A 12,488-nucleotide genomic window follows, 5' to 3' on the forward strand; every position below is an offset into this window, starting at 1 on the left:
ACTTCGCAAGCTCAGTGGAACTGGCCCTCTTCGGTCGAGCCCGCGAGCGCGGTGGTCGAGCTGGTCGGATCCACGGTGGTGGCGATCCGGTCGAAGTAACCGGCGCCGACCTCACGCTGGTGCTTGGTGGCGGTGTAGCCGCGCGCCTCGGCGGCGAACTCGCGTTCCTGCAGCTCGACGTAGGCGGCCATCTGGTTGCGGGCATAACCGTATGCCAGATCGAACATCGAGTAGTTCAGGGCGTGGAAGCCGGCAAGCGTGATGAACTGGAACTTGAAGCCCATCGCGCCGAGCTCCTTCTGGAACTTCGCAATGGTCGCGTCGTCGAGGTGCTTGCGCCAGTTGAACGACGGCGAGCAGTTGTAGGCCAGCATCTGGTCGGGGAACTCGCTCTTGACGCCCTCGGCGAACTTAGCCGCCAGCTCCAGGTCCGGCGTGCCGGTCTCCATCCAGATCAGGTCGGAGTACGGCGCGTAGGCCCTGGCCCGGGCGATGCACGGCTCCAGGCCGTTGCGGACTCGGTAGAAGCCCTCGGCGGTGCGTTCGCCGGTGATGAACGGGCGATCGCGCTCGTCGACGTCGCTGGTGATCAGGGTGGCGGCCTCGGCGTCGGTACGGGCGATGACGACGGTCGGCACGTCGGCCACATCGGCAGCCAGGCGTGCCGAGGTCAGGGTGCGGATGTGCTGCTGGGTCGGGATCAGCACCTTGCCGCCGAGGTGACCACACTTCTTCTCCGAGGCCAGCTGGTCCTCCCAGTGCGAACCGGCCACACCCGCCGCGATCATGGCCTTCTGCAGCTCATAGACATTGAGCGCACCGCCGAAGCCGGCCTCACCGTCGGCGACGATCGGCGCGAGCCAGTTCTCGACGGAGGTGTCGCCCTCGACCTTGGCGATCTCGTCGGCGCGCAGCAGCGCGTTATTGATACGGCGGACGACCTGCGGCACCGAGTTGGCCGGGTACAGGCTCTGGTCGGGGTAGGTGTGGCCGGAGAGGTTGGCGTCACCGGCGACCTGCCAACCCGACAGGTAGATGGCCTTGAGGCCGGCACGGACCTGCTGCACGGCCATGTTGCCGGTCAGCGCGCCGAGCGCGTTGACGAAGTCCATGTTGTGGAGCTGATCCCACAGCACCTCGGCGCCGCGGCGGGCCAGGGTGGCCTCCTCGACGACGTGGCCCTGCAGTGCGACGACGTCTGCCGGGGTGTAGGTGCGGGTGACGCCCTTCCAGCGGGGGTTGTGATCCCAGTCGTGCTGAATCTGTTCCGGTGACTTGGGGGTGCCCACGGTCGACATAGAACTGCTCCTTCGGTTGTAAGTTGCCGCCGACGCCGTCCGGTCTTGTTAACGCCGCAGCAGCTTCACTGATGTGCTAATTCGACGATGGCACAGCACATAACCGCAGGTCCACCTGTTTCAATTGCCAATTTTCGCCAAATGGCAGCGTTAACTTGCAAAGTTTGCGAAGAAATATGATGGCTGTACCGGTTCAGAAGCTACCCGTGGGTAACCGATTTGTGCAGGTCAGTACGCTCGTACTGTTAAACCGGAAGTAATCAGAGGGAGAACAGCGTGGCGATGGCTTTGGCCTCGTCGCCGACCACATATGTGAGCGTTATAACAGTCCGGTCGGCCAGCTCCGGCCCGAACTCGTCCGTCGACCCCGCCGGGTACACGTGCGAGAGGATCTCGAGCTTCTCGCCGAGAGCCACCGCGGCGTCGTGCTCGATGGCCACCCGTAGTGGTCCGGCGAGCAGCTCCGGGCGGGAATGCAGGTAGTCCTCGATGACCGTCCAGTAGACCGAGTTGTTCATGTGGTCGAACAGGTCGATGTCCGACACCCGGACCGGATATTCCTTGATCTCGACTGCGTCCTCGCGGCTGCCCGGTCTCAAGTAGGGCTTCCAGCGCAGCCGGGACTCGTCCGTGGTCCGTCGCAGACCTTCGAGGAAGTCGTCGGAGATGCGGGCCGGCCCCTGGGTCTCGCGGTTGATGTTGATCCAGAACGCCTCAGATTCCATCAGGCCGCCCTTGCGGCCATCTATGCGAACCCGCATCTCACACCACCGGTTCGACGTCCCCGAACACCAACGCCGCATGCGCAGCATGTCCTGGAACTCGACGGGACGGATCAGGTCGATCATGGTCCGCCGGACGATCCACAGCGGGTGGGTCTCCTCGAAGCCCATCTCCCGCAGCTGATCGGATCCGATGTCCTGGATGTGGCGACACGCGGCGTCGAACCGCAGCCGGCCCACCCGATCGATGTCGCCGACCCGCAGCGGCCATTCGCGGTCGAAGACGTCGGGATGCGGATCCGGTACCGGCATCATGACTTTGCCCAGTCCGGCTGTCGACTTGTCTGCGGAACCCGTCATCTCGATCTCCCCAATCGGTCGTCCAGACCGATCATGCCAGGCACCGCGATACCGCCCCAACGATCGCTCTGCCAAGCATGCAAAGCCACCCCTCGCACCGTAGCTAGGCTGGTTGACGTGGCAAAAACCTTCGTCGGCTCGCGGGTGCGGCAACTGCGTGGCGAACGCGGTTTCAGCCAGGCCGCACTGGCGCAGATGCTCGACATATCCCCCAGCTACCTCAACCAGATCGAGCATGACGTACGGCCCCTGACGGTGTCGGTGTTGCTGCGCATCACCGAGGTGTTCGGCGTGGATGCCACCTTCTTCGCATCCCACGACGACACCCGTTTGGTCGCCGAACTGCGCGAGGTGACGCTGGACCGCGACCTCGGCATCGATGTCGACGTCGCCGAGGTCGCCGACATCGTCAACACCCACCCGACGCTGGCGCAGGCGATGGTCAATCTGCATCAACGTTATCGGCTCACCACAACACAACTCGCTGCAGTCACCGAAGGCCGCTATTCCGACAGCAGCGGCAGCGGATCGATAACCATGCCGCACGAGGAAGTTCGCGACTTCTTCTACCAGCGGCAGAACTATCTGCACGAACTCGACACCGCCGCAGAAGATTTCACCATCCGCATGCGGACGCACCGCGCCGAGCTTTCGCGCGAGCTCTCCGAACGACTCATCATGGTGCACGGCGTGCGCATCGTCAAACGTATCGATCCCGGCGACACCGTGATGCACCGCTACGACCCGCAGACCAAGACGCTGGAGATCGGCGGTCATCTTTCCTCGGGGCAGTACGTGTTCAAGCTCGCCGCCGAGCTGGCTTATCTGGAATTTGGCGACCTGATCGATGCGCAGGTCGCCGAAGGCAACTTCACCAGCGACGAATCACGCAAGCTCGCGCGACTGGGGCTGGCCAACTACTTCGCGGCCGCCACCGTGCTGCCCTACCGGCAGTTCCACGAGGTCGCCGAGAACTTCCGCTACGACGTCGAGCGTCTGTCCGCCTTCTACTCCGTGAGCTATGAGACTGTCTCCCATCGGCTTTCGACGCTGCAACGCCCGTCGATGCGTGGTGTACCGTTGTCGTTCGTCCGCGTCGACCGGGCCGGGAACATGTCAAAGCGCCAGTCCGCCACCGGTTTCCACTTCTCCTCCTCGGGCGGCACCTGCCCGCTGTGGAATGTCTACGAGACGTTCGGCAACCCGGGCAAGATCCTGGTGCAGATCGCCCAGATGCCCGACGGACGCAATTACATGTGGGTGGCCCGCACCGTCGAGCGTCGCGCTTCGCGATATGGCCAGCCCGGCAAGACTTTCGCGATCGGCCTCGGTTGCGAATTGCGTCATGCCCATCGACTGGTCTACTCCGACGGCCTGGACCTCTCGGGTGAGGTCAGCACACCGATCGGGTCCGGATGCCGGGTGTGCGAACGCGACAACTGCCCTCAGCGGGCCTTCCCCGCCCTCGGGAGGGCGCTGGACCTCGACGAACACCGCTCGACAGTGTTGCCGTATCTGGTCAAGAAGTCCTCAAATTTGTGATCTCCGCCGAGAGTACGGTTTGTGGCGCGAAATCGTCGAAACCGCACCACAAACCGTTGTGTCGCGAGGGTGTGCCAGACTCAGCTAGGTGAGCACACTTGAGCCCGCCCGTATCGCACCGGGCGGATTCCGGGAACTGGGGCCGATCAACTGGGCCATCGCCAAGGTGGGCGCGCGGGCCATCCGGGCACCGCGGTTCACCCTGTTCAACGTGCTCGGTCAGCACAAGCTGCTGTTCCTGGCGTGGCTGCCGTCAGCAGGTCTATTACTCGGACCGCTCGGCAAGCTGCCTCGCAAAGACGCCGAACTGGTGATCCTGCGCGTCGCGCACCTGCGTGACTGCGAGTACGAACTGCAGCAGCACCGCCGGCTGGCACGCAGCCGCGGGGTGGACCCTGAGACCCAGGCTCGCATCTTCGAGGGTCCCGACGCCGCGGGCCTGACCGACCGGCAGCGGGTCCTCATCACCGCAACCGACGAATTCGTCGTCACCCGCTCGATGTCATCGGAGACCTGGGCCGCGCTTTCGGCGATCCTCAGCCGCACCCAGCTCATCGAATTCTGCATGCTGGCAGGGCAATACGATGCGCTGGCGGCAACGATGGCGACACTGCGGATTCCGCTGGACTTCCCCGACTGAAGCGCTTACAGGTAGGTCACCCCGAGCACCGCGATCGACAACAGCACCGGCGAGACCGGTAGCAGCCACAGGAACGCCGCCCATTCGTGGGCCTCGTGCTGATGCTTGCGCCAGCCGAGCAGGCCCCCCGCCACACCGACGAGTAAGGACACCGCAGCCACCACCAGCACCCACTGGTTGACGTAGCCGCTGTCGGTGGCCAACGAAATGGCCATCAGCCACAGGATGTGGCCGACGACCAATCCGCCGATCCCGGCGATGATCTCGTTTTTCAAAAGTTGATCATGTGGCCGGTGAGGCCGTGGAAGCATTCCTGCAGGGCTTCCGAGAGGGTCGGGTGGGTGTGCACGTTGCGGGCCAGCTCGTGGGCGGTCAGGTCCCACTTCTGCGCCAGGGTCAGTTCCGGCAGCAACTCGGAGACGTCGGGCCCGATCAGGTGGCCGCCGAGCAACTCCAGGTGTTTCTTGTCGGCGATCAGTTTGACGAACCCGGTCGGATCGGCCAGGCCGTGTGCCTTGCCGTTGGCGGTGAACGGGAACTTCGCGACGACGACGTCGTACCCCTCGGCGCGGGCTTGTTCCTCGGTCAATCCGAAACTGGCGACCTGCGGCTGGCAGAACGTGGCCCGCGGCATCATTCGGTAGTCCCCGAGCGGCAACGTCTCGGCACCAGCGATGGTCTCGGCGGCCACCACCCCCTGAGCCTCGGCCACATGCGCGAGCTGCAGCTTGCCGGTGACATCCCCGATCGCATAAATGTGGGGCACGTTGGTGCGCATGTCGTCATCGATACCGATGGCCTTGCGGTCGGTCAGCACCACCCCCGCCGCCTCCAACCCATACCCGTCGACATTGGGGGCGAACCCGATGGCCTGCAGCACCTTGTCGGCCTTGAGCTCCTCGCTCACCCCGTCCTTGCTCACGGTGACCCGAACAGGACCGCCAACACCCTCATCGGCAATGCCTTCGACCTTGGTGCCGGTGAGGATCTTCACGCCCAGCTTCTTGTACTGCTTTTCGATCTCCTTGGACACCTCGGCGTCCTCGTTGGGCAGGGCGCGGGGTAGAAACTCCACGATGGTGACATCGACGCCGTAGTTCTTGAGCACATAGGCGAACTCCATGCCGATCGCCCCGGCCCCGGCAATGATGATCGAGGAGGGCAACTCGCGGGAAAGGATCTGCGTCTCGTAGGTCACCACGTTGTCCGACAGCGCGGTGCCGGGCACCAGCCGCGTCGAGGAGCCGGTGGCGATGATCGCGTTGTCGAAGGTGACGTTCTCGGTGCCGCCGTCGTTGAGCTTGACCAAGATCGATTTCGGCCCGGTGAAGGAGCCGTAGCCGTGGATCTCGGTGATCTTGTTCTTCTTCATCAAAAAGTGCACACCGGCGACCCGGCCCTCGGCGACCTTGCGGCTGCGGTCGAACGCCGCACCGTAATCGAAGCTGGCCTCACCGCTGATCCCGAAAGTCTTGGCTTCCTTGGCGAAGATATGGGCCAGCTCGGCGTTGCGCAGCAACGCCTTCGACGGGATACACCCGACGTTCAGGCACACCCCACCCCAATACTTGGGTTCGATGATGGCGGTACTCAACCCCAGTTGAGCGGCACGAATAGCCGCGACGTATCCACCGGGACCAGCTCCGAGAACAACAACATCAAAGTGGGTCACGCCCCCCACCCTAGTGTGCGGACCCTGGTTTCCATCGACCGATCCACGGTCGGGTGCGAAGACGACCGATCAGCCGCCCGGCAGCGTGTGGGCACGCGTGCTCAACGCGCTGACGAGATCCGCGTCATGGCTCACCAGCACGACGCTGGCGCCACCGGCGGCGACGTCGCGCAACAGTTCCGCGACGTGATCGGTGGCGATGGGGTCCAGCATCGCCGTCGGCTCGTCGCACAGCACGATCGCGGGCTGCTGCGCGACGATCCGGCCCAGGCACGCCCGTTGCAATTGGCCGTCGCTGACCTGACCGGGATGACGCTCCAGCAACGACTCGTCAAGACCGACACGGCGCGCGATGGCACCGACCGACACTGCCGTCCCGCCGATGACCGCCGGTTCGGCGATGATCCGGCCGAGTGTCCACCGTGGATTGCAGACCAGCCGTGCATGCTGGGCGAGTAACGCGAGCGACGCCGGCGGCGGCTCCGTAGATCCGTGGTAGCGGACCTCGCCTGCGTCGGGGTGGTGCAGCCCGGCCAACACCCGCAGCAAGGTCGTCTTGCCGCAGCCCGACGGTCCGGTGACCCCGACGATCTCGCCGCCGGCTGCGGTCAGCCCGACAGCGTCGAGAACACGCCGGCCGTCGAATGACACGCAGACGCCGTCGGCCTCCAGCTGACAGGCGCTCATGCCGTCACCGCTGCGAAGAATCTGCGCACGTAGGAGTCCGGGTCGGCGAGCATATCCGTGGTAGCGGCCCGCCGGAGAATGCTGCCGGCACTCATCAGTGCAATGTCGTCGCACACGTCGGCACGCAGCAGTGACGGGAGATCGTGGGTGATGACGAGCACCGCCGCACCATCGGAAGCAGCCTCGGCCAGCAACTGCCACACCACGGCCGCGTTGGCGGGGTCGAGCGCCGAGGTCGGTTCGTCGGCGATGAGCAATTCCGGGCGCCCGGCCAGGGCCGCGGCGATCGCAGCACGCTGCGCCATGCCTCCGGACAGTTCATGGGGATAGCGGTGGACGACATCGGCCGGCAACCGGACTGCCGCGCACAACTGTGCTGGTGTGCGGTCGGCGCTCAGCCGTTCGCACACCTCGGTCAGCTGGGATCCGATCGTGCGGACCGGCGTGAACGAGGTCGCCGCGGACTGCGGCACCAAGCCGATGTGATGTCCGCGTAGCGGCCGCCAGCCGCGCTCGCCCGACGCGACCAGGTCCTCACCCCGGACCAGGATGCGTCCTGTCACTTGGGCCGCCGGCGGCAACAGACCGCACAATGCGGCAGCGACCATCGACTTTCCACAGCCCGATTCGCCGATCAGCGCCGTGACGCAGCCCGCACCCACATCCAGGCTGACCGAATCGAGAACCCGCACCACCGGCGCATTGCGACCGCTGCGGGTGGCTATGTCGACGGTGAGGTGGCACAGCTGTGCTGTCGGGGGCGCCATCACCACACCTGCCCGACCGGCGGCGCGTTCCGTCGTCGCACCGCAGTACCCGCCAGGGCGAAGGCCAGCGCGGTCGCGACGAGCGCCACGGCAGGCACGGCGAGCGTCCACCAGGCACCCATCAGCACATCGCCCCGCGCCTGCCCGAGCAAGGTGCCGAGGCTGGCCCGGTCCGGGGAAAGACCGATCCCGAGGAAGGACAGCGTCGACTCGTGCCACACGGCATGCGGCAGCAGCATCACCATCGCCACCAGCGCTTGACCGGTCACCGCGGGCACCAGGTGATTGCGTGCGACGAACCAGCGCGACGCACCGGCCAGTTTCGCGGCCTGCACCCATCCGGCGTCGGTGACCGACAGTAATTCGGCGCGCACCACCCGGGCGACGGCCGGCCAGTGGGTCAACGCGATCGACGCGATGATGGCCAGCGGAGCACCACGCCACATCGCGGCGATGACGATCCCGACGACGAGATGAGGCAGCGCGTTGAAACCGTCGACCACCCGCATCACGATCGCGTCGACCCAGCCGCCGACCAGTGCCGAACCGACACCGATCAAGAGACCCAGCACCGTCGCGGCAAGTGCACACACCGCGGCGATCACCAGCGAGATCCGCAACCCTTCGGCGGTACGCACCAGCAGGTCGTAACCCGAATGGTCGGTCCCTGCCGGGTTTTCGATCGCCGGTGGCCGCAACGCCGCACCGAAATCGGCGACCTGTTCACCGGCGAGCGCCGGAATCGCCACCGCGGCCACCACGATCAGGCCGATCACCACCCATGGCCAACCGACCCGCGCCTGCGCGCTCCGCCTCACTGTCATGCCTTCATCTCGATTCGCGGATCGATCGCCACGGCTGCCGCATCGGACAGTGCCGACCCGGCCAACACCGCGAACGCCGACCCGACCGTCAACGCCGCGAGCAATGAAAAGTCCAGTGCTGCGGCAGATTCCACCAGCGTGGCGGCCATTCCCGGCCAGCTGAACACAGTCTCCACGATCGCTGCGCCGGCAATCAGCTCAGGCAGCCGGGTTCCCAGCAACGCCAGCGTCGGCAGTACCGAGATCGGGCCGATGTGGCCGCGCAGCAGAGCCCAGCCGTGGACACCGCGTGACCTCGCGGCGCGCACCGCATCGGACTCGCATGCCTGCACCACTGCGGTCCTCATGGTCAACATCAACCAGGGGATCTGCGACACCGTCAGTGCGATCAACGGCAGCACCGCGTGCCGGATCAGGCCACCGGCGGTGTAATCGTCCCCGGGAGCGCTGGCCCCCGAGGCAGGCAACAATCGCAACCCCACTGCCACCACCGCGACCAACGTCAGCGATACGACGAACGGCGGCACCGCGGCCACTACCACCGCCACGCCGGTGCACAGCCGATCCAGCACACCGCCTCTGCGCATTCCGGCGATGCCGCCAAACAGGATTGCCACGGCCGCCGCGGTCAACAACGCCACCCCGGACAACCCCAGCGTGAACGGTATCCGCTCGGCCAGCACCGTCGTGACGGATTGCGATTTCGTGGACGCCCAGCCGAGGTCACCGCGGATGGCGCCGAAAAACCAGTTCCACCATGCCTGCCACCACGGTTGATCGGTGTCGTATGCGGCGCGTACCGCCGCGCGTTGAGATTGGGTGGCGGCCTGGTAGTTGTCACCCAGATAGGCCACCAGTGGATCGAACGGCGACAGGGACGCGATGCCGAACATCACCACCGAGACCGCGACGGTCACCGGCACCGCGACGGCGGTACGGATGCCGAGCAGGCGTGCGGCAGCACGCATTCGGCGGTCACGGTCGACGCTCGAGCGGGTCAACGTGTCCACGCGGCAACATCCCACCACGGGCCCCACGACACACCATGGGAATGCGGTTCGAGTATCGGTGCCACCTGCTGCCAGCCCTGGTCCCGATACCCGTACGTGTGATCGATGAACGCAAGGTAGACGTAGGACGGCTCGGCGGCGTAGACCGTTTGAATCTGGCGGTACAACTCGTCTTTCGTTGCGCCCGGTCCAGTTTCGCGTGCCTGCTCGAGCAGTCCGTCCAGCTCTCGCGCGGTGAAGTTGCCCGGGTTGGAGTATGGCGACGAGTCCGCCACCCGGGTGTGCAGGGTGTCGTACACCTGCGAATCGATGCTGTAGGGCGTCGACCCGCCACCGAGCAGTACCGCCGAGTCACCGAATCGCGTGTCGATCTCGTCCCAGCTGGTGCCGCGGGTGCGCACGTCGACGCCCAATGGCTTCATCGCTGTTGCGAAGGCCACCGCGAGGTCGCGGCGCAATGTGTCCTGGGCGTTGTAGAGGAGCTCGAATGACGCTTTCGCACCGCCCTTTTCGCGCCATCCGCCGGCACCGGTCCGCCAACCGGCGTCGTCCAGCATCTTTTCCGCGCCCGGCAGGTCGAACTCGAACTGCGCGTCCGAGTTGAAGGCAGCGCCGTAGACCGCGGCGATCGGCGTGCTCGCCGCGCGCCCGTGTCCGGCCACCACGTCGCGGATCAACGCCTCGCGGTCGACGGCGAGGTTCATCGCCAGCCGGGCCCGCGGGTCAGCGGTGAACGGATTTCCGGACGGGAACGCGACGCCCCGCCAATCCGCGGACTGCACCGCCACGGTACGTACGCTGTCGCGGCCGATGGAATCGATCAGCTTGGGCGGCAAGTTCACTCCGTCGACCTCGCCGGCGATGATGCGCTGAGCGCGCACGTTGTCGTCGGGGTTGTAGGTATAGATCACGCGTCGAACCTGTGCCGGTGGACCCCAGTAGTCGTCGCGGGCGACCATGACGGCCTGATCCGGCCGCAGGCTTTCCAGCCGGTAGGGGCCGGTTCCGATCGGTGCGGTGTTCACGGCCCAGTCAGCCGCCGGTTTTGCCTCCACCTTTTCCGACGGCAGGATGCCCAGCAGGAGGAAGGGTGTCGGGTCGGCGGCCGTGCTGGTCTCCACGATGACGGCGTGCGGGCCGTCGGCGGTCATCGCGGTGATGGGCTCCACGTGGGTGGAGATCTCCGATGCCACCTCGGGGTTCTTCACCGCCGTGTAGGTCGCCACCACATCGGCAGCGTCGAAGCCGGTGCCGTCGGAGAATTTCACGCCCTCGCGCAACGGCACACGCCATCGTCTCGGCCCCACCGGATCCGGCGCCGCCGTGGCGAGCGATGGGACAAGGTTTGGCACCGCCGAGTCCGACACGCCCTGCGGGCGGTACAGACCTTCATAGATCGGCGATACGCCGAGTTCGCCGTAGCCGGAAACGGGGTTGTAGCCGCCGAGTTCCTGCCCTTCCGCAAGCACGATCTGATTCCGTTCGGCCGGAACGAAATTGGACGCACAGCCGGAGAGCGTCAGCGCGACTATCACGCCGAATACGACAAGTGGGTGCAGCTGCGACGAGCACATGAGCGGACGTGACATCTGTCCATCTGAACATATGAACTGGTTTTTCGCAGCAATGTCAGACAGGTCAGTTCCAACGTCGGCAGAACGCGGCGCCTAGTGTCCCGGCACCGGGCAGGCGTCTGACGCCTCGGCGACGATGTGACTGCCCGTGTCCGCCGGGCGCTTCCCCGCCGCGTACTCGGCGCCGGTCAGCGGCGGGGACGCAGCGAGTTCGTCGAGCTCGGCGGCGGTGAACGCCCGTCCGCGCGACAGGAAGCGCTTACCCTCGGGCGCCTCCAAGCTGAATCCGCCACCGCGGCCGGGCACCACATCGATCACCAGTTGGGTGTGTTTCCACGCGTCGAACTGCGGCCCGGAGATCCACACCGGCACACCGAAGATTCCCTTGCTCCTCGCGTCCGCGGTCTCACCGACGTCGAGCACACCCAACAGGATGTCCCGGTCCCCGACGATGAAATCGCCGTCGGGGTAACACATCGGCGACGACCCGTCGCAACATCCGCCGGACTGGTGAAACATCAACGCCCCGTGCCGTTCCTGCAGCGTTGCCAGCAGATCGGCGGCGGCTTGGGTTATGAGGGCTCTGCTAGTCATGTCTAGAAGAATCCCTGGGCTTTGTTGCTGTAGGACACCAGCAGGTTCTTGGTCTGCTGGTAGTGGTCCAGCATCATCTTGTGGTTCTCGCGGCCGATCCCGGACTGCTTGTACCCGCCGAACGCGGCGTGGGCGGGATACTGGTGGTAGCAGTTGGTCCACACCCGGCCCGCCTTGATGTCGCGGCCGGCGCGATAGGCGGTGTTACCGTCACGGCTCCACACCCCCGCACCCAACCCGTACAGCGTGTCATTGGCGATCCAGATCGCATCGTCATAATCCGCGAACGAGGTCACCGCGACGACCGGGCCGAAGATCTCCTCCTGGAAGATCCGCATGTTGTTCTTGCCCGCGAACACCGTCGGCTGGATGTAGAACCCGCCGGCCAGGTCACCACCGAGGTCGGCGCGTTCCCCACCGGTGACCACCCGGGCCCCTTCGGACTTGCCGATCTCGATGTAAGACAGGATCTTCTCGAACTGATCGTTGGAGGCCTGCGCCCCGATCATGGTCTCGGTGTCCAGCGGATCACCCTGGCGGACCGCCTTGGTGCGGATCGCGGCCAACTCCAGGAACTCATCGAAAATGTCGGCCTGAATGAGGCTGCGCGACGGGCACGTACATACCTCGCCCTGGTTGAGGGCGAACATCGTGAAGCCTTCCAGGGCCTTGTCCTGGAAGTCGTCGCCTGCCGCCATCACGTCGTTGAAGAAGATGTTGGGGCTCTTGCCGCCGAGTTCGAGGGTGACGGGGATGAGGTTCTGCGACGCGTACTGCATGATCAGCCGGCCGGTCGTG

12 protein-coding genes and 1 pseudogene are annotated in these 12,488 nt (G+C 65.6%); 2 read left to right on the forward strand and 11 right to left on the reverse strand.

Annotated features, from left to right (window positions below; genetic code table 11):
- Positions 1–11 precede the first annotated feature (11 nt).
- Both aceA and H276_RS0114030 read right to left on the reverse strand, forming a co-directional pair.
- Positions 12–1,298 (reverse strand): isocitrate lyase, encoded by a 1,287-nt coding sequence (gene aceA / locus H276_RS0114025; protein WP_019971941.1) that lies wholly within the window; start codon positions 1,296–1,298, stop codon positions 12–14.
- 260 nt (positions 1,299–1,558) lie between these two features.
- A complete protein-coding gene (locus tag H276_RS0114030; RefSeq protein WP_019971942.1) occupies positions 1,559–2,380 on the reverse strand; it encodes an acyl-[acyl-carrier-protein] thioesterase in 822 nt (273 codons plus the stop codon).
- A 117-nt stretch (positions 2,381–2,497) separates the two neighbouring features.
- Here H276_RS0114030 and ramB point away from each other — a divergent pair, with 117 nt between their 5' ends.
- Both ramB and H276_RS0114040 read left to right on the forward strand, forming a co-directional pair.
- The gene (gene ramB, locus H276_RS0114035) at positions 2,498–3,922 is read left to right on the forward strand and encodes an acetate metabolism transcriptional regulator RamB (RefSeq protein WP_019971943.1); all 1,425 of its coding nucleotides are present in this window, start codon (positions 2,498–2,500) and stop codon (positions 3,920–3,922) included.
- Positions 3,923–4,010: 88 nt separating this feature from the next.
- A complete protein-coding gene (locus H276_RS0114040) occupies positions 4,011–4,562 on the forward strand; it encodes a carboxymuconolactone decarboxylase family protein (protein ID WP_019971944.1) in 552 nt (183 codons plus the stop codon).
- 5 nt (positions 4,563–4,567) lie between these two features.
- Here H276_RS0114040 and H276_RS0114045 read toward each other — a convergent pair whose 3' ends face one another.
- The 9 genes and pseudogenes from H276_RS0114045 to adh form a co-directional block, all read right to left on the reverse strand.
- Positions 4,568–4,837 carry a hypothetical protein gene (locus H276_RS0114045; protein ID WP_019971945.1) on the reverse strand — a complete coding sequence of 90 codons (270 nt, stop codon included), beginning with the start codon at positions 4,835–4,837 and terminating at the stop codon, positions 4,568–4,570.
- Complete coding sequence (gene lpdA, locus H276_RS0114050; protein ID WP_026356987.1) at positions 4,834–6,234, reverse strand: dihydrolipoyl dehydrogenase; 1,401 nt, start codon at positions 6,232–6,234, stop codon at positions 4,834–4,836. Before lpdA ends, H276_RS0114045 begins: the two co-directional genes overlap by 4 nt.
- A 69-nt stretch (positions 6,235–6,303) precedes the next feature.
- Complete coding sequence (locus H276_RS0114055; protein WP_019971947.1) at positions 6,304–6,921, reverse strand: ABC transporter ATP-binding protein; 618 nt, start codon at positions 6,919–6,921, stop codon at positions 6,304–6,306.
- The gene (locus H276_RS0114060; protein WP_036461090.1) at positions 6,918–7,688 is read right to left on the reverse strand and encodes an ATP-binding cassette domain-containing protein; all 771 of its coding nucleotides are present in this window, start codon (positions 7,686–7,688) and stop codon (positions 6,918–6,920) included. The genes H276_RS0114055 and H276_RS0114060 overlap by 4 nt, the downstream gene beginning before the upstream one ends.
- A complete protein-coding gene (locus tag H276_RS0114065; RefSeq protein WP_019971949.1) occupies positions 7,688–8,512 on the reverse strand; it encodes an ABC transporter permease in 825 nt (274 codons plus the stop codon). Before H276_RS0114065 ends, H276_RS0114060 begins: the two co-directional genes overlap by 1 nt.
- Entirely contained in the window at positions 8,509–9,480 is a 972-nt protein-coding gene (locus H276_RS0114070; protein ID WP_019971950.1) for an ABC transporter permease, read from the reverse strand. Before H276_RS0114070 ends, H276_RS0114065 begins: the two co-directional genes overlap by 4 nt.
- 29 nt (positions 9,481–9,509) lie before the next feature.
- Positions 9,510–11,111: an ABC transporter substrate-binding protein gene (locus tag H276_RS0114075; RefSeq protein ID WP_019971951.1), complete on the reverse strand. Its 1,602-nt coding sequence runs from the start codon at positions 11,109–11,111 to the stop codon at positions 9,510–9,512.
- Between the two features lie 78 nt (positions 11,112–11,189).
- The gene (locus tag H276_RS0114080) at positions 11,190–11,690 is read right to left on the reverse strand and encodes a DUF779 domain-containing protein (protein WP_026356989.1); all 501 of its coding nucleotides are present in this window, start codon (positions 11,688–11,690) and stop codon (positions 11,190–11,192) included.
- A 2-nt stretch (positions 11,691–11,692) separates the two neighbouring features.
- Positions 11,693–12,488: pseudogene (gene adh, locus H276_RS0114085) on the reverse strand (aldehyde dehydrogenase); the annotation flags it as partial.

Origin of the sequence: Mycobacterium sp. 141, from assembly GCF_000382405.1 — a bacterium.
In the GTDB taxonomy this organism is placed as follows: domain Bacteria; phylum Actinomycetota; class Actinomycetes; order Mycobacteriales; family Mycobacteriaceae; genus Mycobacterium.

What these genes read in the sequence shown, in the direction of transcription:
- aceA (WP_019971941.1), bottom strand. Translation starts at nt 1,298, where the DNA reads ATGTCGACCGTGGGCACCCCCAAGTCACCGGAACAGATTCAGCACGAC.
- H276_RS0114030 (WP_019971942.1), bottom strand. Translation starts at nt 2,380, where the DNA reads ATGACGGGTTCCGCAGACAAGTCGACAGCCGGACTGGGCAAAGTCATG.
- H276_RS0114055 (WP_019971947.1), bottom strand. Translation starts at nt 6,921, where the DNA reads ATGAGCGCCTGTCAGCTGGAGGCCGACGGCGTCTGCGTGTCATTCGAC.
- H276_RS0114060 (WP_036461090.1), bottom strand. Translation starts at nt 7,688, where the DNA reads ATGGCGCCCCCGACAGCACAGCTGTGCCACCTCACCGTCGACATAGCC.
- H276_RS0114065 (WP_019971949.1), bottom strand. Translation starts at nt 8,512, where the DNA reads ATGACAGTGAGGCGGAGCGCGCAGGCGCGGGTCGGTTGGCCATGGGTG.
- H276_RS0114070 (WP_019971950.1), bottom strand. Translation starts at nt 9,480, where the DNA reads ATGCGTGCTGCCGCACGCCTGCTCGGCATCCGTACCGCCGTCGCGGTG.
- H276_RS0114075 (WP_019971951.1), bottom strand. Translation starts at nt 11,111, where the DNA reads ATGTCACGTCCGCTCATGTGCTCGTCGCAGCTGCACCCACTTGTCGTA.
- H276_RS0114080 (WP_026356989.1), bottom strand. Translation starts at nt 11,690, where the DNA reads ATGACTAGCAGAGCCCTCATAACCCAAGCCGCCGCCGATCTGCTGGCA.